This window comes from Candidatus Baltobacteraceae bacterium, assembly GCA_036489885.1.
Taxonomy (GTDB): Bacteria; Vulcanimicrobiota; Vulcanimicrobiia; order Vulcanimicrobiales; family Vulcanimicrobiaceae; genus JAFAMS01.
Map to the genome: position 1 here is coordinate 245,700 of DASXEW010000001.1, position 20,465 is coordinate 266,164.

At 60.2% G+C, this 20,465-nt stretch carries 17 protein-coding genes and 1 pseudogene; 8 read left to right on the plus strand and 10 right to left on the minus strand.

All coding sequences use genetic code 11. The features are described from left to right. The first annotated feature begins 27 nt into the window (after positions 1-27). The 4 genes from ppdK to VGG22_01215 all read left to right on the plus strand — a co-directional run bounded on the left by ppdK (position 28) and on the right by VGG22_01215 (position 5,211). A complete protein-coding gene (gene ppdK / locus VGG22_01200; GenBank protein ID HEY1726978.1) occupies positions 28-2,562 on the plus strand; it encodes a pyruvate, phosphate dikinase in 2,535 nt (844 codons plus the stop codon). A gap of 77 nt (positions 2,563-2,639) precedes the next feature. Next, complete coding sequence (locus VGG22_01205; GenBank protein ID HEY1726979.1) at positions 2,640-3,152, plus strand: chromate transporter; 513 nt, start codon at positions 2,640-2,642, stop codon at positions 3,150-3,152. After that, entirely contained in the window at positions 3,149-3,691 is a 543-nt protein-coding gene (locus tag VGG22_01210; protein HEY1726980.1) for a chromate transporter, read from the plus strand. Before VGG22_01205 ends, VGG22_01210 begins: the two co-directional genes overlap by 4 nt. After that, on the plus strand, positions 3,688-5,211 hold the full coding sequence (locus VGG22_01215; protein HEY1726981.1) for a thiamine pyrophosphate-dependent enzyme: 1,524 nt from the start codon (positions 3,688-3,690) through the stop codon (positions 5,209-5,211). The genes VGG22_01210 and VGG22_01215 overlap by 4 nt, the downstream gene beginning before the upstream one ends. Here the strand turns inward: VGG22_01215 and VGG22_01220 are convergent. The 4 genes from VGG22_01220 to VGG22_01235 all read right to left on the minus strand — a co-directional run bounded on the left by VGG22_01220 (position 5,198) and on the right by VGG22_01235 (position 8,741). After that, positions 5,198-5,548, minus strand: a complete 351-nt coding sequence (locus tag VGG22_01220; GenBank protein HEY1726982.1) for an Hpt domain-containing protein — start codon at positions 5,546-5,548, stop codon at positions 5,198-5,200. The genes VGG22_01215 and VGG22_01220 overlap by 14 nt on opposite strands. 70 nt (positions 5,549-5,618) lie before the next feature. Then, positions 5,619-6,773, minus strand: coding sequence for a cystathionine beta-lyase (metC, locus tag VGG22_01225; GenBank protein HEY1726983.1), 1,155 nt, complete (start codon positions 6,771-6,773; stop codon positions 5,619-5,621). Between the two features lie 6 nt (positions 6,774-6,779). Then, complete coding sequence (locus VGG22_01230; protein ID HEY1726984.1) at positions 6,780-8,408, minus strand: peptide ABC transporter substrate-binding protein; 1,629 nt, start codon at positions 8,406-8,408, stop codon at positions 6,780-6,782. A 36-nt stretch (positions 8,409-8,444) separates the two neighbouring features. Further along, positions 8,445-8,741, minus strand: coding sequence for a hypothetical protein (locus VGG22_01235; GenBank protein ID HEY1726985.1), 297 nt, complete (start codon positions 8,739-8,741; stop codon positions 8,445-8,447). A 239-nt stretch (positions 8,742-8,980) separates the two neighbouring features. Between VGG22_01235 and VGG22_01240 the strand changes: the two genes are divergently transcribed. Then, complete coding sequence (locus VGG22_01240; protein ID HEY1726986.1) at positions 8,981-10,672, plus strand: S53 family peptidase; 1,692 nt, start codon at positions 8,981-8,983, stop codon at positions 10,670-10,672. 41 nt (positions 10,673-10,713) lie between these two features. Here VGG22_01240 and VGG22_01245 read toward each other — a convergent pair whose 3' ends face one another. The 6 genes and pseudogenes from VGG22_01245 to VGG22_01270 form a co-directional block, all read right to left on the minus strand. Next, positions 10,714-11,175: a DUF5666 domain-containing protein gene (locus tag VGG22_01245; GenBank protein ID HEY1726987.1), complete on the minus strand. Its 462-nt coding sequence runs from the start codon at positions 11,173-11,175 to the stop codon at positions 10,714-10,716. A gap of 82 nt (positions 11,176-11,257) precedes the next feature. Continuing rightward, positions 11,258-12,088 carry a carbon-nitrogen hydrolase family protein gene (locus VGG22_01250; protein HEY1726988.1) on the minus strand — a complete coding sequence of 277 codons (831 nt, stop codon included), beginning with the start codon at positions 12,086-12,088 and terminating at the stop codon, positions 11,258-11,260. Continuing rightward, positions 12,085-13,335, minus strand: a complete 1,251-nt coding sequence (locus tag VGG22_01255) for an HD domain-containing protein (GenBank protein HEY1726989.1) — start codon at positions 13,333-13,335, stop codon at positions 12,085-12,087. The genes VGG22_01250 and VGG22_01255 overlap by 4 nt, the downstream gene beginning before the upstream one ends. Beyond that, positions 13,332-14,264, minus strand: a complete 933-nt coding sequence (locus tag VGG22_01260; protein HEY1726990.1) for an MBL fold metallo-hydrolase — start codon at positions 14,262-14,264, stop codon at positions 13,332-13,334. Before VGG22_01260 ends, VGG22_01255 begins: the two co-directional genes overlap by 4 nt. A gap of 63 nt (positions 14,265-14,327) precedes the next feature. After that, positions 14,328-15,314 carry a hypothetical protein gene (locus tag VGG22_01265; GenBank protein HEY1726991.1) on the minus strand — a complete coding sequence of 329 codons (987 nt, stop codon included), beginning with the start codon at positions 15,312-15,314 and terminating at the stop codon, positions 14,328-14,330. A gap of 168 nt (positions 15,315-15,482) precedes the next feature. Continuing rightward, a pseudogene (locus tag VGG22_01270) lies at positions 15,483-15,869 on the minus strand (redoxin domain-containing protein). A gap of 289 nt (positions 15,870-16,158) precedes the next feature. Here VGG22_01270 and VGG22_01275 point away from each other — a divergent pair. The 3 genes from VGG22_01275 to rpoD are packed head-to-tail and all read left to right on the plus strand — an operon-like array spanning position 16,159 to position 20,429. Then, on the plus strand, positions 16,159-17,391 hold the full coding sequence (locus VGG22_01275) for a permease (GenBank protein HEY1726992.1): 1,233 nt from the start codon (positions 16,159-16,161) through the stop codon (positions 17,389-17,391). Between the two features lie 35 nt (positions 17,392-17,426). Beyond that, positions 17,427-19,265, plus strand: coding sequence for a DNA primase (gene dnaG, locus VGG22_01280; protein ID HEY1726993.1), 1,839 nt, complete (start codon positions 17,427-17,429; stop codon positions 19,263-19,265). A gap of 3 nt (positions 19,266-19,268) precedes the next feature. Next, positions 19,269-20,429 (plus strand): RNA polymerase sigma factor RpoD, encoded by a 1,161-nt coding sequence (rpoD, locus tag VGG22_01285; GenBank protein HEY1726994.1) that lies wholly within the window; start codon positions 19,269-19,271, stop codon positions 20,427-20,429. Positions 20,430-20,465: the final 36 nt, after the last annotated feature.

Below are 20,465 nucleotides of genomic sequence, written 5' to 3' on the forward strand. Positions count from 1 at the left end.
TTCATATCGCTTGGGTAATGGAGGAGCATGTCTACAGCGTTGGATCAGACCGCGGGTTCGCTCGCTTCTAAGTTCATCGTTTTCTTCGAGCAAGGCGACGGCTCGCAAAAGGATCTGCTCGGTGGGAAGGGTGCCGGCCTCGCGGAGATGACCCGTGCGGGACTGCCCGTCCCGCCCGGCTTCACGATTACGACTGAAGCGTGCCTGGAATACTACAAGCTCGGCGGCAAGATGCCGGCGGGGCTCATGGACGCTATCCACGACGCAATTCACGAGCTGGAACGACGCACCGGCAAGGGCTTTGGCGATGCCAAGAACCCCCTGCTCGTTTCCGTGCGAAGCGGGGCGCGCGTCTCGATGCCCGGCATGATGGACACGATCCTCAACCTCGGCCTGAACGATACGTCTGTGCGCGGTTTGGCGCGCAACGCCGGCGACGTGCGCTTCGCTCAAGATTGCTACGCGCGCTTTAAGAAGATGTTCGAGCACATCGTCGGTCAGAAAGCGCCGCAAGACGTTTACGAGCAGCTGGAAATGGCGATCGGCGCGGTTTTCCGTTCGTGGAATTCAAAGCGCGCGATCGAGTACCGCCGGTTCCAGAAGATTTCCGAGGATTGGGGCACCGCGGTCAACATCGTAGGTATGGTCTTCGGAAACCTCGGCGACGATTCAGGTACCGGTGTCGCATTCACGCGTGATCCCTCCACCGGCGAAAAGAAACTGTACGGCGAGTATCTGCGCAACGCGCAAGGTGAGGATGTCGTCGCTGGCATTCGTACGCCTGAAAAAATCACCGATCTCGAAAAGAGTCAGCCGGAGATCTACAAGCAGTTTGTCGAGATCGCGAATAAACTCGAAGCACATTACCGCGACGTGCAAGACCTCGAATTCACGGTCGAGCGCGGCAAGCTCTACATGCTGCAGACGCGCAGTGCGAAGCGTTCGGCCGAAGCCGCCGTCAAAATCGCGCTTGATTTCCTGCACGAGGGCACGATCGACGAGCGCGAAGCGCTCAAACGTGTCGACGCCGCGTCGCTCGATCAGCTCTTTCACGCGCAAATCGATCCGCACGAGAAATATCAAGTCGCAGGCAAGGGTCTCAATGCATCGCCGGGCGCTGCGACGGGCGAGATCGTTCTCGATCCCGACACCGCCGTCGTCCGCGCCAAAGCCGGGAAGAAAGTCGTGCTCGTTCGCACGGAGACGAACCCAGACGACGTCCATGGCATCATAGCCGCCCAAGGCGTGCTGACCGCAAAAGGCGGCGCCACTTCGCATGCTGCGGTCGTCGCGCGCGGCATGGGCAAACCGTGCGTTGCGGGACTCGACGCGCTCCGTATCGACCTCCGCACGAAGAAGGTTACGCTCAACGGCGCGAGCCTCAAAGAGGGCGACGAGATTACGATCGACGGCACGACCGGCAACGTGATCTTCAAGAAGCTAACTCTCATCCCGCCGCCGAGCAAGTTGCCGGAATGGCTGAACGAATTTCTCGCGCTCGCCGACAAATACAAGAAACTCGGCGTTTGGGCGAACGCCGATACGCCCGAAGATGCGAAGCGCGCGCGAGAACTAGGCGCGACCGGGATTGGCCTGACGCGTACCGAGCACATGTTCATGCAGCGCGAGCGCCTGCCGTTCATGCAGGATATGATCTTGGCTAAAGATGTCAAAGCGCGGGGAAAATTCCTCAAAAAGCTGCTGACGTTCCAGCGTAGAGACTTCAAGGGCATTCTCGAAGCGATGGCGGGCTATACGGTGACGATCCGTTTGCTCGATCCTCCGTTGCACGAGTTCTTGCCGAGTCTCGAGACGCTGCTTGTCGAGACGACGGAGCTACGCATCAAACGCGGCGAACGCAGCAAGAAATACCAGGAGAAGGCAGCGATTCTCGCGCGCGTTCGCGAGCTGCACGAACAGAATCCGATGCTGGGTCTGCGCGTCTGCCGTCTGGGCATCGTTTATCCGGAAATCTACGCGATGCAAATTCGCGCGATCTTCGAAGCTGCAGTCGCGTTACGTGAGCGCGGAGTCGACGTTCGACCGGACGTGATGATTCCCGGTGTCGGAACGGAAGAAGAGATGCGCGTGACGGCGGATGCCGTCAAAAAGATCGCCGATGAGATCATCGCCGACGCCGGCGTCGACCTGACGTACCACGTCGGCACCATGGTCGAGCTTCCGCGCGCCTGCATCATTGCGGACAAGCTGGCAGAGATTGCCGAGTTCTTCTCGTTCGGGACGAACGATCTGACGCAAACGACCTACGGATACAGCCGCGATGACGCGGAAGGCAGCTTCATTCCGTTCTATCTCCAGCACAAGATTCTCAAAGAAGATCCGTTCCAGGTACTCGATCGGGTCGGCGTCGGCGAGCTGATGCGTGAAGGCATCGGCAAGGGCCGCGGAACGCGTCCCGATTTGAAGATCGGGATCTGCGGTGAGCACGGCGGAGATCCGTCGAGCGTCGAGTTCTGTCACGAAGTCGGTCTCGACTACGTGTCGTGCTCGCCGTATCGGGTTCCGATCGCGCGACTCGCAGCTGCGCAAGCCGCACTCTAAGCAACCTCCGCTTCGATTTCATCGTCTTCCACAGTGTGGAGGTAGATCGCCCGCGAGTTTCGCTCGCCGAAATTTTCTTGGTCTTTACGAAAATCAGTCTGACGAGTTTCGGCGGTGGTCTCTCAGGATGGATGTACCGGGAATTCGTTGAGGTCCGTAGCTGGTTCTCAGAATCGGAATTTCTGAGCAGTCTCGCGATCTGCCAAGCCATGCCGGGCGTCAACGTCGTGAACCTCGCGGTGTGGCTCGGCTTTCGGCTGCGCGGCACGCTCGGGGCAATCGTCGGCTTTTGCGCCATGATCGTGCCCGCGTTGATCGTGATCATTCCGATCTCGATCGCGTACGGTTATTGGGGCAAGTATCCCGCCGTCCACCATGCGCTAGCCGGCGTCGCTGCCGCGGCTCTGGCGCTGACGCTCAACATGGTTTCGCGCGTCACGGTCTCGGCCGTGCGCGATGCGGTCACCTTGGCGATTGTTGCGATCGTGTTCGTCGGGATCGGTTTGCTGCGTTGGTCGATGTTTGAGCTTGTCATCGTCATTGCACCACTCAGCATTGCGTGGGCGTTCTATCGGCAGCGTCCGGCATGAGCTGGTCGCTGATCTCCCTGCTGCTGCGCGTCATTACGCCGCTCTCGTTTGTTACGATCGGCGGCGGCGCGAGCATCATCGCGGACCTCGAGCGCCAGTCGGTTAGCGTCAATCACTGGATGACCGCGGGACAGTTTCTCGATCTTTTTGCAATTTCGCGCGCTGCGCCGGGACCGGGGTCGTTGCTTGTTTCGCTTATCGGCTTTCAAGTCGACGGCGTCATCGGAGCGATCGTCGCGTCCCTGGCGATCTTCGTGCCAACGTCGGCGATCCTGTACGTGCTCGCACGCATCTGGCGGCATTATCGCGATGCGAAGTGGCAGCAAGCAGTCGAGCGTGGCCTCGCGCCGGTCGCTGCCGGCCTGATCCTCGCCGGTCTTTACAGCATCTTTCGCATTGCGGAAGGCGGCATCTTGGCGTGGATCGTGGCGGTCGCAGCATTCGTCGCGTTGCGTTGGCTGCGTTTCAATCCTCTTGCGCTCATGGCTTTGGGCGGTACGATATTTGCTATCGTCGGGATTTATTGGTGGCCTGCATGAGACCGGTTTTCTCCGTTTCCGGAAATCAGATTCTCTCGCTGTACGAGGGCCTTGCTTCGGCAGACGTGCGAATCGTGCACACGCGGCACGAATCGGCTGCCGCATATGCGGCCGCCGGCTGGAGCGAGGCCACGGGCGAGATTGGCGTTGCGCTCGTCGCAGGCGGTCCGGGTTTTCTTGCGTCGTTAACCGGAGTTGCCGTCACGGCAACGATGGAGCTGCCCGTTCTGCTCTTGAGCGGTGGCCCGCCGTCGACCAGCGATCGTCCCGGCGCATTTCAATATCTCGATCAGGCGACGATCGCTTCGAAAGTGTGCAAAGGCACGCACAAACTTGCGCGCGTGGACACGATCGAAGAAGACCTCGTGCGCGCTGCAGTTGAAGCGCAAAGCGGCATCCCCGGTCCCGTCCACGTGATGATTCCGGCTGACATTGCTGCGAGAGGTGCGAATCGCATTGGCACGACACTCGCGAGCTTGCCCGGCGCCCCCAATGCCGCTTCTCTCGAGGACGGCGACGTACAACTGTTGGCGAAGATCGCTGATAGACTCGCAAATGCGCGCAGGCCCGTCGTCATCGTTCGACCGTCTGCGGCGCGCGGACGAGCCGGGGCAGCATTGCACGAGCTTGCTTCGCGCCTCGGAATTCGGCCGGTCATCATGGAGTCACCGCGCGGCACCGAAGACTTGAAATACCGTTTCGAGACGCGCGGTTATGCGAGCGCGGATTTCGCTCTCGTCATCGGTCCGGCGGATTTTGCGGTTCATTCTCTCTCGCAAGAGGCGCTTGCCTCGAACGGAGCTGTTGCGCTCATCGATGCCGAGGACGATCCGCAGCACGATCGCAAGCCGGACGTTCACCTTCGTCTCGAGCCTACTCGGGCGCTCGAAGCGATCGTTGCGCGTCTTCCCGAGAAACGGCGCGCGCGTCCGGTCGAGGATCGTGCTAGCGACAATGCGCCGCCGTCCGGTGGTGCGCTCCACCCGCTGTATGTCGGGGCGATCTTACGCGAGACGCTCGGGTCCGATGATCTTGTGATTCTCGACGGCGGCGAGTTTTGTCAGTGGGTTCGGCTCGCATTGGCTGCAGTCCCGAATCAAGTCGTCTGGAACAGCCGGCTCGGCGCGATCGGCGGCGCGCTTCCGCTCGCGCTCGGCGCCGCAGTCGGACAGCCGCAGCGTCGCATCGTCGCGCTCGTCGGCGACGGGGCCTTCGGCTATCATCTTGCGGAAATCGAAACGGCAGTCCGCGAGGGCGTCAAGCTTACGGTCGTCGTCGGCAACGACGATCGCTGGGGAGCCGAATGGCATACGCAGCGGGAAAAATACGGACGCGCGGTTGCCACGATGCTCGGCGCCGTGCGTTACGATGAAGTTGCTCGCGGGTTTGGGGCGCGCGGTTTCGACGTCTCCTCGGAATCCGAGCTACGTTCGGCGCTGGGAAAAGCGCGCGAGATGGAGCACGTCGTATGCCTCAACACGCGGATCGCGTCGGTTCGAAGTCCGGCTACGGCACCGTAGCAGGGCGTAGACCGCGCGCGGCGGATTCGAGGCGATCGAGCGCCTCATTGAATTCTTGGATGCGTGCTGCAGCCAGTGTCGTGGCGTTCTGAATCTCGAGCTCGTCTTCGAGCGCGGATGCAAGTGATGCGATCTCGGTCGCACCGACGCTGCTACACGAACCGCGCAACTCGTGCGCGATGATACCGAGTTCGTTGATATCGCCCTGGTCGAGCGCGTAGCGCATACGTTCAATCAGGTCGCGTACCGAATCGGCCGCGAGCTGCAACAGTGCGAGAGCAGCATCGCTGTCGCCGCCGCACACAGACATCAAGCGATCTTCATCTAAAGAAATCATTCGGCTAACCACCCTGAGGACGTATGCGCGAGCGAGGTGCGGACCTCATTCCCGGATACGGTGACGGTCATCACAAGGTCGTGAATGCCGCGCGCAAATCCTCGATTAAATCTACCGGGTCTTCCAAACCAACGTGCAGGCGGACGATTGCGCCTGCATCTTTCCATCGCGGCGACGTTCGCGCGGGTCTGCTGAGAAGCACCAGGCTCTCATAGCCTCCCCAGCTTGCGCCAAGTCCGAAAAGCTTTAAGCGCTCTATCATCGCGATCGCTGCGCGTTCGGAAATTTCGCGTTTGAATAGGAAGGAGAAGAGCCCTGTAGCTCCTTGGAAATCCCGCTTCCAAAGCGCGTGTCCCGGCGCTCCCGGTAACGCGGGATATAAAACCCGCTCGATTTCCGGGCGGGTACTCAGGAACTCCGCAACCGCAAGTGCGCGTTTCGCATGTGCACTGAGCCGGACACCGAGCGTGCGCAATCCGCGAAGCCCGAGCCAGCAATCGTCGGGCGACGCGGTATAGCCAAGCTGCGCGACGGCTCTGCGGACTTGCGCGAAATAGCGCTCGTTGGTCACGATCCCGCCAAGTATTACGTCGGAATGTCCGGCGATGTATTTGGTTGCGGCATGGATCGACACGTCAACGCCGTGCGCGATCGCGTTGAAATAGTAGCCCGTCGCCCACGTGTTGTCTATCGCCGTGGGAATGTCGCGGGATCTCGCGACGGCGACGATGGCGGGAACGTCCTGTACCTCGAACGTCATCGATCCCGGCGATTCCATGTAGATCAGCCGCGTGTTGGGCTTGATGAGCTCAGCAATGCCGCTGCCGATCAGCGGATCGTAGTATGTCGTCTCGATGCCGAGCTCTTTGAGAACGCCATCGCACGCAATACGCCCGGGATGATAGACGGAGTCCGGTATCAAGAGATGCTGGCCGCTTCCGACAAACGCCTGGATCGTTGCGATGATCGCGGCAAGTCCGGATGAGACGGCGATTGCTCCGTAGGCATTTTCGAGCGCCGCGAGCGCGGTCGAGAACGCGAACGACGTCTCGGTACCGTACGTGCCGTAAAAGAGCACGTCACGTTCTGCGCGCGTCTTTTGCGCAGCCTCGAAATCCGCGACCGTCTCGAATAGGATCGTTGATGCGCGTTGTACGGGCGTATTCACGGGAACGCGCCCGGGCTTGGGCCGTGCGACATGCCCGAGGAGCGTGTCTTTGTTCACGGCGACCTAAATGTCTACGTTCATCATGTCATCGAACGGCGTCACGGCGTTCGGATGGAAGTTCTGCAGATCGTCGTTGAACCCGTACATGTCTTCGCGGAAACTCGTCACGATCGTAGCGACGTCTTTCACGACTTGTCCTTGGACTTTCCACGAAAGATCGCGTTGTCGCGAGACGTCGTATGTATGACGAAAATCAGCGAGCAGTTTGTCAACTTGCGGATTGCGGTAGCGCTCGTCGTTCTGCCCGTTGGGCGGAATCTCTTTCGATGAGAAGACGTTACTCATATCGCCGACGACGTCGTTTTGCCACGCAAAGAAGATGACGTCGAATTTCCCGTTATAGAGGATCCCGCCGTCTGCATACGGCGCGAAGAAGAGCGGCGGAGCGTAACGGTGGATTTCGAGATCGACGCCAATCTGTTTCCACCAATCCTGAATGAGCTCGATCTGTGAATCTGCGTCGGGCGTTCCGGTTGTCGAGGCGGCGACGAGAGCAAGCCGCAACCCATTCTTTGCGCGCACGCCGTCACTTCCGCGTTTCCATCCGTCGCCGTCGAGCAGCTTATTCGCCTTATTGAGATTAAACGGAATAATGGCGATGTGCGGATCGTACATTGGATGGGTCGGCGCCATCAACGATTCCTGGATAATACCGACGCCATGACCGATTTTGTCGCGTATGAGAGGGCGGTTGATCGCGTACCGCAACGCCTCCCGCACCGCGAGGTCTTTGAAAACGTCGCGGCTTAGATTCATGTCGATGTGGTTGTAGATGTATCCGGCCTGCCGCAGGATTTTCACGCCGGAGATAGCCTTTATGCGATCGAGGTACGCACCGCCGAAGGGATACCAAAAGTCGACTTCGTGCGTCGTCAACTGGGTGACGACGGTATTGCGGTCCGGAATGACCTTGAAGATAACTTTGTCGAGCTTGGGACGCCCGCGCCAATATTTGTCGTTGGCGACCATCTCGATCTGAACGGTACGCTGCCAGGAGCTGTATTTGAACGGTCCTATCCCGACGGGAAGGCTGTTATACGGCGCGTTGTTTATGTTGGGAAGACCGCCGAGAATGTGCTCGGGAAGAATGCATGGATTTGCGCCGGCGCTTCCGCAGAAGGTTGGCAAAAAGGCCGCGTAGGGCTCCTTCAAGTGGATGACCAGCGTATACGGGTTCGGCGTTTCGACTTTTGTGATCAAATCCCAACCGCTGCGGTCTGTGATGTTGTTCGCGTCGTTCATCATGGTTTTCCATGTGAACACGAAGTCGCGCGCATCGAACGGCGCGCCGTCCGACCAGACGACGCCCTTACGAAGATGGAAGGTAATCGTCTTGCCGTCCGCGCTGATCCCGCCGTTACGTTGCGTCGGGACGACCGTAGCTAGTTCCGGTACCGGCTGATTGCGGAAGTCATAGCGGACGAGCCATGCCATGGTGAGGCTGCCAAGTAGCCCCAAATTGAAATCTTGCAGCAGCAGCGGATTGAGCGTGTTGATATCCGACGCCGTCGTGTAGCGCAGCGTGTGCGGAACCGTGTACGGATGCCGCGAGCCTTGCGCGCTCGCTCGACTCGCGCCGGCCGCAACGAATCCGGCCATCGCGAGAGCGGCCTCGCGTCGTCTAATCTTCATGGCCGCCCGGGTTCTCCCCCGGGCGGCCGTGCTCATTTAGCGGTGAGCGCCGATCAATTGGACGCGACGCGCGTCAAGATGCCAGTGTGAATACCGCGTTCCGAACACGCGAACGCGCATCCCGCGGTAAAGCGTCACGCCGGTTGGGTTGATGACCGTGCCTTCATGCAAGTAGACCGTCATACCGTTGTCGAGCGTAACCTGATTTGCCTGAACGTCCGTGATGAGTCCGACGCGTGACGCATACTGACCGTTTTGCGCTGAAGCAACAAACGGCATCATCAGCGTGAGCGCGGATCCCATGAGCGTGGCAATGAGCGCGTGTCTTTTCATGCCAGCATCCTGCCCGAGCCGGCGTGTATACAAACATCTCGGCGCTTGCTCACTGCGACGGAGATCACTGAATGCGAGCGAGCGCTGTAACGCTCGCGCACATGGGTAGCATAGCCCTCGTCATGCTTGGGAGTAAATGTATGCAAACTCGCGCTCTCGCGCCTCTCCTCCTGGTCATGGCGTTGGCAGCTTGCTCGCACGGTGGATCATCTTCGCTTCCCACAACGACGAGTGACGGAATGTCCGCATCGTCGACGACAACGACGACTCAAGCTTCGGCGCCACGCAACTCGCAACTCAGCCGCGTCGCGCAGTCGATCTCCGTACCATCGGGATGGGCTGCAACAAACACAGTCGCCCTCAATCTCCTTAACGCAACTTCTCTTGGTGCAGTCCCCGCGACGACGCAAATCAATGTTGCAGTCGCGCTTGCGCTGCGCGACGCCGCCGACGCGCAAACAGTCGCGACCCGCGTCAATAACCCGACTGATTCGATGTACGGGCAGTTTCTATCGCCAGCGCAATTTACGGCTTCTTATGGACCGACGTCGAGTCAAGTTAGCGCCGTGACGGCGTACCTTACGAGCAAGGGCTTCACGAACGTATCAGCCGAGCCGAACAATCTTTTCGTCTCGGCAACGGGTACGCCCGGGGTAATTCAGGCCGCGTTCAATACGTCGCTGGGGCAATTCACGTGGAACGGACTGCATGTCTTCGCGAATACGAGTCCGGCGCTGGTTCCGAGCTCGCTAAGCGGAATCGTACTTTCGGTACTGGGACTCAACAACGTCCCCGCCAAGACGCCGAATCACCAAGCTCCGGGCCTCGCCTGCGATATTACGGTTACGACCAACTGCATCCGTAGCTATAATGCGACAGGCTTCCAGCTGGCGTACGACGCCGGCTCAACGCCGACCGGTTCGAACACGACGATCGCCGTCATGTCCGAAGGAAACGTCGCATCGGTCATCACCGATCTGCGTTACTTCGAACAGCAGAACGGCTTGCCGCAAGTTCCCGTCTCGATCGTGCAGGTTGGCCTGGCATCGACCGATACGTCCGGCGCCGACGAATGGGATCTGGATTCCCAAACGTCCACCGGTGTTGCCGGTAACGTGAAGCACCTGTACTTCTACGTGACGACGTCGCTTTCGGATTCCGATCTGGCCCTCGACTTCAATCGTTGGGCCGAGCAAGACGTCGCCAAGATCGGAAACGCGTCGCTCGGACTCTGCGAGTTCTTCGCGTATCTCGACGGCTCGATGATGGCGGACGATCAAGTCTTCTTGCAGGCCGCGGCACAAGGCCAAACGCTCTTCGCATCGACCGGAGATCAAGGTTCGTCATGCGGCGTCGGCGCGCCGAACGGCGTCCCGGCAGCGGGTCCACCCTTCGTTGAATATCCGGCTGCATCACCGTACGTGGTCGGCGTCGGTGGAACGACGTTGACGACCGACACGGCGGGCAACTACGACGGCGAGGTCGCGTGGTACGCGGGCGGTGGCGGAATCTCGCAATTCGAGCCATCTCCGTATTGGCAAAGCAGCATCGCGACGATCGGCGGGAAGTGCAATTGCAAATCCTTGCCCGACATCTCGATGGTCGCCGATCCGAATACGGGCGCGCAGATCTTCATGGGTGGCGCTGCAGAGTACTACGGCGGAACGAGCCTCTCGTCGCCGCTCGCCATGGGCTCGTATGCGCGTCTGCAAACGGCGAAGGGCAATAAACTCGGCTTCGCCGCGCCACGTCTCTATAGTTTGTACGTCGGTTCCGACACGGGGCCGACGGGCACGCCTCCAACGGACATGTTGGGGCCGTACCATGACGTCATCACCGGCGCGAACGGTCTGTTCACCGCGCTACCCGGTTACGACATGACGACGGGGATGGGGACGCTCGACATCGCGAAACTCGCAGCCCAGATCTAGGGCACGAAAAAAATCGCCCGGCTTGTGCCGGGCGATTTTCCTTATGGATGCCAGTTTCCGTTTTGATCGTACCAGCCGTTCGAATACGCGTGCCAGTTACCGCCCGAGTCATACCAACCGTTAGCGGCGCGACCTTCGTGCCAATTGCCATCGCGGTCGTACCAACCGTTGTGATAGGAGGGAGCCGGCTGACGATAGTAGTTCGCCGGCGCACCGACGTTGATCGTGTCGGCGTTCATCGTGCCATCACCGTTGTAGTGTCCGACGATCGCCACGCTCATACCGGGTTCGAGATCTGTTCCGGTCGGATTGATCACGGTGCCCGGATGCATGAAGACAGTCTCGCCGTTACCCAGCGTAAAGCTGCTCCCGTCGCGAGCCGCGATCGTTCCGTTCGCGCGTCCATACGCAGCCTGTGCCGACGCCGGCTGGGCAGTCGCCGTAAATGCCGTCGTCAGCACGAACGCGGTTAGCAAGGTGAGAGTCAGCGTGCGAAGTTTCATTTGCCGAGGGAGCTCCTTTCGAGAACTCCCCATACCCCGAACCACGTAGAGAACTACGTGTACAAGACAACACCTCGCCCGCTTACCTGTTGGGCGTTGCTGCACTCCGTTCGCTCCACCGAGCGTACAAATCGATTCTACCGTTGTCCAGGCTCGGATTTTTGCTACGGGCTTCTGCGACGCGATGGGGATCGAGCTCGCCGATCGCAACACCCGATGCCTCACCAAGTGAGATGACGCACACTCCGAGCGGGTCATACAGCACGCTGTTGCCACAATAGCCGGGTGGGCACTGATCGGCAGCGCCGACATAAACGGTATTTTCGATTGCACGTGCGCGCAGCAGCGTCGCAAGGTGCATTTCTTTGAGCGGGCCTGCTAGCCAGGCGGTCGGCAAGAGCAGCGTTTGCGCGCCTTGGCGAACGAGATCGCGCGCGAGTTCCGGAAAGCGCAGATCGTAGCACGTCATCGCGCCGAAGCACATTCCGTCGAGCATGAACACGAGTGTGTCGCCCTCGCCGGCGCGCATGCGGTTGGATTCGCGATAGCCGAAGGCATCGTAGAGATGGATTTTTCGATAAACACCATGAAGTTTGCCGTCGTCCCCGGTAAGGACGAGCGTGTTGTAAACGTGCTTGGCGCCTTCGATCTTTTCGAACATGCCGGCGAGAATCCAAAGGTTGTGGCGATGTGAGAGTTCGCGCAACATCGAGACGAACGCTCCGTCCAGTGTTTCGGCCGCGCCGTCGAGCGGATCGTTCGGTTTGCCGAACCCAAACATTGATGCTTCGGGAAAAACGAGAAGCCGCGCGCCATGACGCGCCGCCGTCATCGTCGTGTCTGAAATATTTTGCCGGTTGAGCGCTTTATCGCTCCCAACGATGAGTTGCCCGAGGGCAAGCTTGAGGCTCATCGGACGAAGGGCAGCGGCAAACTTTCGCGCCGCAAACGCGCATCGATGTCACCGCACAGGGCACGCGCCTCATCGATCGGCACGCGTTTCTTGTCGGCGAAGATTTTGCGCCAGTAGGCCTTGCCTGAAAGTTTTGCGATCAAATCGGAAGCCTCACGTGCGTCGACGATTCCGCGTCGCGTTCCGACCCAAACCGTGGGAGTCGTAGGGTGGCTGGAAAGCGTCGGGACGCCGAGCGGTAAGCGGTGCAGCAGCTCCTCTTGCGCATCGATCCAAATCGCGTCTCCCCAGCGTTCGCGCAATGTCCGTTCATGCGCTGCGAATATGGTCAGGTCCCGCTCGGCCGTGAATTCGGCGATCAGAGCGTAGGGGGTCTCCCGGTCACGAAGTGCCCGCGCTGACTCCGTGTTGACCGTCCGCAGCGCATCGAAGACACGAAAATCGTCCCAGGCAAGATACTCGTCGATCGGATCGAGCTTCGATGGGTCGGGCCAAAGCTCGCTGAGCGCCTCTTGTAGTACATGCTCGAACATCCGGGTCGTGTGGTGGAAGTACACGGTCGCGAACATCATGTAGCGCGCCAAGACGAACGACTCGAGGGCAACGACGCCACGTCCGTCGACGCCGAGCAACGGCTCGCCTCGCACGTCGAGGATGCGCAGGGAGCCGATCAGCTGATCGACATCGTAGCTCCCGCCGGAGACGCCGGTAAAGTACGCGTCGCGCAGCAGATAATCCATGCGATCGCAGTCGAGGTTCGGGCCGCTGACGAGCTCGCGCAATACCGGATAGCGCGTCGCGCCCCCGGCGACCAGCGAGAGCACTTCGAACGAATCCAGCTCCATGTCCGCAAGCGCACGATCAACTTGCGGGAGCGCGAGGATGGCTGCCGTCCGCGTTTCGTGACGCCGGCCGAGCACGGCTTCGCAAGCGTGCGAGAACGGACCGTGTCCGATGTCGTGCAGAAGCAGGCTCGCCCGCAACAGCCGGCGCTGCTTCTTGAAGTCGGCTTCGTCTGAAAAGAATTCCGACGAATGCTGCCAGAGCGTCGCAAAGACGCGCTCGCCGACGGCAAGCGCACCGAGTGCATGCGTGAAGCGCGAATGTTCGGCGGACGGAAATGCAAGATATGCGAGCCCGAGCTGCCGCAACCGTCGGAGTCGTTGAAACGCGACCAACCCGACGAGCTGCATTTCGGCATCGTCGAGTTCGATGAACCGGTGAATCGGATCGAAGATCCGCTTCAAACTTGCGTCGTCTCTCCCGGCTTCATTACGATTGCTCGTGCGCGCGGGGCAGTTTGTTTCAGCGCGGCTGCGAATTTATCGCCGGCTTCGGTGCCTATCACGAGACCGTTGTGCGCGTAGTGAACCGGGATCGCAACCGTCGCGCCCAGCATGCGCACGGCCTCGGCGGCATCCGCGGGTCCCATCGTGAACGCACCGTTCCCCACGCAAACGATCGCGAGATCCGGTTTGTAGCGCCGTCCGATCAGCGCCATGTCGCCGAAGAGGTCGGTGTCACCGGACGCATAGACGTTCAGACCGCCGATTTGTGCGACGAAGCCGATCGACGGCAAGCCGAACGTTGTTGAATGGACAGCCGGAACGACGACCGCGCGCATCCCACCGTGCGACCCAACGCCGCCGATATTGCCGCCCGCGCCGCTGTTGACGACGATCGCCGTTTCGTCGAGTCCGGCTTCTTTGAATTTCGGGACGAGTGCGTAGCGCATCAGGTCGCTAAAGCCCATCGTTTTCACATTCAGCCCGCGTTCGTGTAGCGTTTTCAGCAACTCGAAATAGTCGCCGATGTGGTCGCCGTGGTCGTGCGTGAGCAAGACCAGAATCGCTTCCGGCTTGCGCGCAGCGACATGATCGGCATATGCGGCTGCGCTGGACAGCTCGGGCGGCTTCTTGAGGTTAAAGCGATCGTATCCGGCATTGTTCCAGATCCACGCGTCGACCAGCATGATCTGCTTGCTGTCGGGGGTCGATAGTTCGGTTACACCGCCGCCGAGCCAACGAACGTTGATCGGGACGCGCGGGCCGGCTTGCGCAATTTGCTCGGCTCCGGCAAACGATGCTATCGGCGCCAGTGCCGCGGCGGTCCCAAGACCAGTCGCGGTCGATGCCTTTAGAAAATCAGCGCGTGTAAATGGCGATTCGAGGCACATGTCGGCTCCCCTCAAGGTCCGTTTTAATTGAAGGGAGGTAGACTACGAGCCGGTGTCCTTCCTTTATCTCGCCGCGCGGAGCCGCTCGCGTCGTTTAAGTGCCGACAGTTCCGCTCCAAGATAGCCCGCGATCGCCTTCATCCCGAATTCTCCGGCAGCCGCCTCGGCTTCAGGATTGTAATTCGTGTTGAAGTTGGCGTCGTAAACGAATGGCCGGCCGTGCTCGTCTTGGATGAACTCGATGCCGGCGATTTGCGCGTCGTGCGCGGCGAGAAATGCCTCGCACTTCTCGATCAGCGGGCTCGCAAATTCGGGCTGGATCGCAAAGCGCGGACGCGGGGCTTCCTGTGGCGCGCAGATCGCGGCGTCGGGAGCGCAGACGTCCGCCGGGCACAGCTCGAAGCCTTGAGACGTATCGACGTTCACGGCGTAGAAGAAATCGCCGCCGATAAACTCCAGGCGTGTGATCGTCGGCGTCGCCGCCTGGATGTATTGCTGCACCAGCGTCACGCCGTCAACCGGAGCGGGAAGCTCCCCGCCGCCGAGCGCCGTAACGAGTGCGTCGACGTTGCGGAAGAGCCGCACGCCGAGGCCTTTGCCGCCGCGATTCGGCTTGACGACAAACGGGCCCGCAAACGTTTGCGCTGCGGCGATGATCGCCTGATCGCCCACCGCCGCAAGCGTGGCGGGCGTCCAGATGTCAAAGGGTGCGAGGGCCGCATACTGCGCGATCTTGCTGCGCTCGAGCGCGAGTGATTTACGGCCGTTGACGACGCGGCGTCCATGTTCGTCGAGCCATGCCAGCAAAACGTCGGTTAGCTCGATTGCGTAGCGATGGTCGCGCGTGTGCGATGAGGCGCTCATGCGGTTGTAGAAGACGCCGCGCGGCGGCGCTTGCGCAAAATCGATCAGCCCGGTGTCTACGAAGATGTCTTCGTAGGGCAGGTGCAGCTCGTCGAGTGCTGCGTGCAACGGAACGACCCACGCGTCATTCTCGTGGATGATGTAGATTTTAGATTCGGCGTACTGCGATAGCTCTGCGGAGAGCATTATTTTCCTCATCGGCTTCACGTAAGTGCTGAAAAACAAAAGGCCCCCACCGGTCGGTGAGGGTCTCGTGAAGCCTACGAGGCTGCGCGAACGACCGCTACGCCGACCCCAGCAAGGGCGACATACAACAGGCCATTTTTTCGCAGCACGCGTTCATTGCGCCAAACACTAACACAGTTCCCGAAGGAACGCAACCGTCGCATCTGGTTCGGGTCGGCGCGTGTAGTCCGGGTCTGCGTCAACCTTTCGGATGATGCCGTCCGTCGACACGATAAAGCGCGCCGGAACCGGCAGCGTCCACGATTCGTCAGCGTTGTAATCAGGAAGATTCAGTGGAAAACTCTTGTAGATTTTGATGAGATAATCGGGGAGCCGGAAGACCAAACCGAAGCGAGCGGCGACTTCGTTCCGCAAATCGGAGAGGACGTCGAACGGTAGGCTATGCTGGTCGTGGACGACCTTTGCGAACTCTCGGGTCGTTGGCGAGATCGCGACCAAATCCGCGCCGAGCGCGCGGATGTCGTTATACGAGCGGCCTAGAGCTGACAGCTCTAGATTGCAGTACGGTCACCATTTGCCCCGATAGAAAGTAACGACGAGCGGCCCTTTTGTGAGGAAAGTCGCGGAGTCAATTTCGTGTCCATCTTGATTCGGCAGGCGAAAAGCCGGCATCGACTGACCAACCTTGAGGATTCGCTCGAGCGCTCGTGACTTACGGAGCTCGTCAACCGCTCGGTGCATCTCCGCGACCACTTCAGGCGGTCTCTTAGCCTCGGCGGCGGTACGCGTGCGATCGAGTATCTCAGCCAGTGACATTTTCTCTCCTTCGCGAAGTCTTGTGACAATGATGGTCTTGAATGCGGTTGCGGCCGGCCTGCTCCAGTCGCTGCAGTTTTTCTGGGACAGTCTCTTCGGGCTGATCTTCGGCTTCTTGATTTCCGCAGTGGTTCAAGTCGTGCTGACGCCCGCGATGATGCATCGCTATCTAGGCGGCAATCTGCGCGGCATTCTATCTGCCGCCGGATTCGGCATCATCGCATCGGCATGTTCGTACGGCGCTTCCGCTGCAGCCAAAGGGTTCTATCAGCGCGGCGCCGACATTCGCGCGGTCTTTTCGTTCCTGATTTCGTCGACGAACATGAATCTGGCGATTTTGATTCTCTTTTGGAGTCTGCTCGGTTGGAAGTTTGCGTTCGCCGAGTTTTTCGGCGGGGTCATCATCATCGCGGTCGTGGTTACGGGATTCAGCGTGGTTTTCGGGCGCGATGAACTGGAACGGCTGCGCCGCGAGCGTCCAGCCCCTGGTGGTGCGCAGCCCGGGATCGTCACAGAGTGTCCGATTTGCGGGATGGAAGGCGAGCCTGATCTCGCAGTGACTTGCGAGGGGCGGACATATCTTGCGTGCGGGCAGAAGCACGCAAAAGATCTCGCGGCAGATCCCAGACGATGGGTGGGCGACGGGAACACAGACGCAGCCGATGGTGCCGCGGGTTGGCGCGCCCTGCGCGATCCGGCGACGTGGCGAACGATCGCCGAAACTGCGCTAGCCGACGTCGCAATGCTTCGCAACGAACTGATCGTCGGCTACGTAATTGCCGGATTCGCCGCCGCGCTCGTTCCGCAAGATTGGTTTGCGCGCGCGCTGCAGAGTGTCGGCTCAGTTCCCTACGCTGGTTATATCTTGCTTCTTGCAGTTGGCCTACTATTAGCGGTCATCTCGTTCATCTGCTCGATGGGGAACGTTCCGATCGCGCGGTTTCTCGCGCAAGCCGGAATCCCGCTTGGAGCGAATACAACGTTTATCTATGGCGATCTGCTGATTCCGCCGCTTATCGCCATCTACATGAAATCGTTTCCCGCGCGCGTCGTTCGATGGTTCATCATCTTGTTCGTCCTGGGCGCAATGCTTGCGGGTGCAGTGATGGAGCGCGCGATCGGCGACGTCTTTGGAGGAGTCTCGATGGGGTCGATGGAGCTGAACGATCGCGTTACGCTCCTGTTGAACGGCATCGGGATCATTGCGGTCGCGTTCGTTTTCGTGGCGTCGCGCGCGGCGCGCTCGGAAGCGACCTCGTAGCGGGGTAGCCGAGGCCCGGCGCGAAGATTCAAGTGGTGCGGATCGACCAGTCGGTGACGCGAGAAATACTTGCAAGAACCGACCTCGCGGCTCTGATCGGTCAATACGTTTCGCTGCACAAACGCGGACGTGACCTGGTCGGGCTCTGCCCGTTTCACGGCGAGAAGACACCGTCGTTTCACGTGCATCCGGATCGTGGCTTTTTCAAATGCTTCGGCTGTGGAAAAGGCGGCGATGCGATCCGCTTCATGATGGAGCTTGAAAATCTCCGCTTTCCGGATGCGGCACGAATGCTCGCGAAGCGCGCAGGCGTCGAGCTCGTCGAAGAAGATCCGCGCGAATCGCGCCGCCGTAGCGAGCGCGAATCAATTTATGACGCCAACAAGATCGCGGCAGCATTCTTCCATCGCTTGCTGCTGAACGACCCGCGCGGTGAGGCCGCGCGGCGTTATTGTGAAGGCCGGGGCATCACGGCCGCGACGATTGAGGCGTTCCAACTGGGCTTTTCGTTGCCGGAGTGGAGTGCGCTCGCCGACGAGCTGCGGCGTGAGGGCGTCGACGTTCAGATCGCGCTGGCCGCCGGCCTTGTCAAAGCGCGCGGCGAGGGACGCGGCGTCTACGACGTCTTCCGCAACCGCATTATGGTTCCGACATACGCCACGACCGGCGAGGTCGTCGCTTTTGGCGGACGCGCGCTCGCAGACGAGAACCCGAAGTATCTCAATACCGGGACGACGCCTGTTTATACGAAGGGCCGTTTTGTCTACGCGCTCAACGTGGCGCGCCGAAACGCTGCCAAAGACGGCACGCTGATCGTGGTTGAGGGATATCTCGACTGCATCGCGCTGCACCAGGCGGGGTTCGGAAATGCCGTAGCGGCGCTCGGAACGGCCTTTACACCTGAGCAGGCCGTTGAGCTGCAAAAATATGCCACGACGATCTTCGTCTGCTACGACGCTGACGTCGCCGGGCAAGCGGCTGCGCGGAAATCGATCGGCATCCTCGCTGCGAATAAAGAGTTGAGCGTCAAGATCGTGGCGCTTCCCGTCGGCGAGGATCCGGATAGCTTCGTGCGCTCGCAGGGTGCAGCCGGATTCCAAACCTTACTCGACCATGCAGTCGACGCGGTGGAATTTGCACTCGACCGGGCCATTGGGCCCCTCGCCGCTTCGCACCGAACGCCCGCGCAAAAGGCGCGCGAGGGCGAGCGAATCATGCGCGAGCTTTCACCGCGCGAAGAATGGCATCAACGCCGCATCTACGTCGCCGGGCTTCTCAAACTGCACCCGAGCGACTTAGAGAGCAGCATTACGATGGGCGATCCGACGCGATTCGCTCCCAGAACCCCGCCGGGCGCTCGCTTTACCCGCCATCTTGCCCCGGCGCCCAAGCGTGTCACGTTCGAGCGCGACGTCGTCGCAGCGTTCGTCGAAGAACCGTTGTTATTAGACGAGTACGTCGGCGGCATCGCTCCTGAAGCGTTTGTCGATCCCGTCCTTCGTGAGGTTCTCGAGCAGTTGTATGCCGCGCGAGCCGACCTGCGGACGGCCGCCGACGTTTCGGCACTTTTTTCGGAGCGTGGAGACGTGGTCACGCTCCTCGCCGAGTTGGAGCTCGGCGAGCGTTCGAAGCTTCGCCGTTTCGAGGACAGCTCGCAACGGCGTGCGTTTCTCGACCGGGTCGCGGTGCGGCTCGACGGCGATCGCCGGGCTGCTCAGGTTCGCTCGGAGCTGGCGACGCTCGAGCACGAGATCACATCACTCCTTTCCGAAGGCAGGCCGATACCAAAGGAGATCAAGGAACGTCAGGTTCAATTGGAAGACGCGCTGCGGGAAGCGCAGCACAAACGCGAGAGAAGGGAGGTGAATACGTAAATTATGGCTCGTAAGAAGTCCGCCGCTGCAGTAGCCGAGAAGCCCGAATTGTCGCTTGATGAGTTGATCAAGCGCCTGATTGAACGCGGGAAAAAGCGCCGTTCGGTCACCTGGGACGAAGTCAATGCGATTTTTGAGAACAGCGAAGAAGAGACGAACTCCGAGAAAATGGACGACGTCCTCGCGGAACTCGAGACGCTCGGCATTGCGGTCGTCGACGAACAAACGAAGGAAGAAAAGCGCGAAGCCGAAGAGGACGATTCCCTTCCGGCCGGTCTGTCGCTTGATGATCCGGTTCGCATGTATCTCAAGGAGATCGGCCGCGTCCCGCTCCTCTCAATGGAGGACGAGAAGCGACTGGCGATGGCGATCGAGCGCGGCGAGCTGGAAGCTGCCAAGAACGGCAGCGCCGATTCGGTCATCTTGCACGAGGGCGAGCAAGCTAAACGGCAGCTCACCGAAGCCAATCTACGGCTCGTGGTCTCGATCGCGAAGAAGTACGTCGGGCGCGGCATGCTCTTCTTGGATTTGATCCAGGAAGGGAACCTCGGATTGATCAGGGCGGTCGAGAAATTCGACTATCGCAAGGGCTACAAGTTCTCGACGTACGCGACATGGTGGATTCGCCAAGCGATCACACGCGCGCTCGCCGATCAAGCCCGAACGATTCGCATCCCCGTGCACATGGTCGAGACGATCAACCGTCTGATCAAGATCTCACGCCAGCTGCTGCAAGAGCTTGGCCGCGATCCGTCGGTCGAAGAGATCGCAACCGAGATGGGCTTAACGCCCGAAAAGGTTCGCGAGGTCATCAAGATCTCCCAAGAGCCGATCTCGCTCGAGACGCCGATCGGTGAAGAGGAAGACTCGCATCTCGGTGACTTCATCGAGGATCAGGAAGCGGTCGCGCCCGCGGAAGCCGCCTCGGTCATGCTCCTCAAAGAAAAGATGGCGGACGTCCTTAAAAACCTCACCGAGCGTGAGCGCAAAGTGCTGGTTCTGCGCTTCGGTCTCGAAGACGGCCACCAGCGTACGCTCGAAGAAGTCGGCCAAGAGTTCGGCGTCACGCGCGAACGCATCCGTCAAATCGAAGCGAAAGCTTTGCGGAAGCTACGCCACCCGTCGAGAGGCAAAGCCCTCAAAGACTACTGGAGCAATGAGTAGCCCCCGTTGTCATCCTGAGCGTAGCGTCGAAGGCGC

What these genes read in the sequence shown, in the direction of transcription:
- VGG22_01215 (HEY1726981.1), top strand. Translation starts at nt 3,688, where the DNA reads ATGAGACCGGTTTTCTCCGTTTCCGGAAATCAGATTCTCTCGCTGTAC.
- VGG22_01210 (HEY1726980.1), top strand. Translation starts at nt 3,149, where the DNA reads ATGAGCTGGTCGCTGATCTCCCTGCTGCTGCGCGTCATTACGCCGCTC.
- VGG22_01260 (HEY1726990.1), bottom strand. Translation starts at nt 14,264, where the DNA reads ATGTGCCTCGAATCGCCATTTACACGCGCTGATTTTCTAAAGGCATCG.
- VGG22_01220 (HEY1726982.1), bottom strand. Translation starts at nt 5,548, where the DNA reads ATGATTTCTTTAGATGAAGATCGCTTGATGTCTGTGTGCGGCGGCGAC.
- VGG22_01250 (HEY1726988.1), bottom strand. Translation starts at nt 12,088, where the DNA reads ATGAGCCTCAAGCTTGCCCTCGGGCAACTCATCGTTGGGAGCGATAAA.
- VGG22_01240 (HEY1726986.1), top strand. Translation starts at nt 8,981, where the DNA reads ATGTCCGCATCGTCGACGACAACGACGACTCAAGCTTCGGCGCCACGC.
- VGG22_01265 (HEY1726991.1), bottom strand. Translation starts at nt 15,314, where the DNA reads ATGCTCTCCGCAGAGCTATCGCAGTACGCCGAATCTAAAATCTACATC.
- VGG22_01245 (HEY1726987.1), bottom strand. Translation starts at nt 11,175, where the DNA reads ATGAAACTTCGCACGCTGACTCTCACCTTGCTAACCGCGTTCGTGCTG.
- ppdK (HEY1726978.1), top strand. Translation starts at nt 28, where the DNA reads ATGTCTACAGCGTTGGATCAGACCGCGGGTTCGCTCGCTTCTAAGTTC.
- rpoD (HEY1726994.1), top strand. Translation starts at nt 19,269, where the DNA reads ATGGCTCGTAAGAAGTCCGCCGCTGCAGTAGCCGAGAAGCCCGAATTG.
- VGG22_01230 (HEY1726984.1), bottom strand. Translation starts at nt 8,408, where the DNA reads ATGAAGATTAGACGACGCGAGGCCGCTCTCGCGATGGCCGGATTCGTT.
- VGG22_01275 (HEY1726992.1), top strand. Translation starts at nt 16,159, where the DNA reads ATGATGGTCTTGAATGCGGTTGCGGCCGGCCTGCTCCAGTCGCTGCAG.
- VGG22_01235 (HEY1726985.1), bottom strand. Translation starts at nt 8,741, where the DNA reads ATGAAAAGACACGCGCTCATTGCCACGCTCATGGGATCCGCGCTCACG.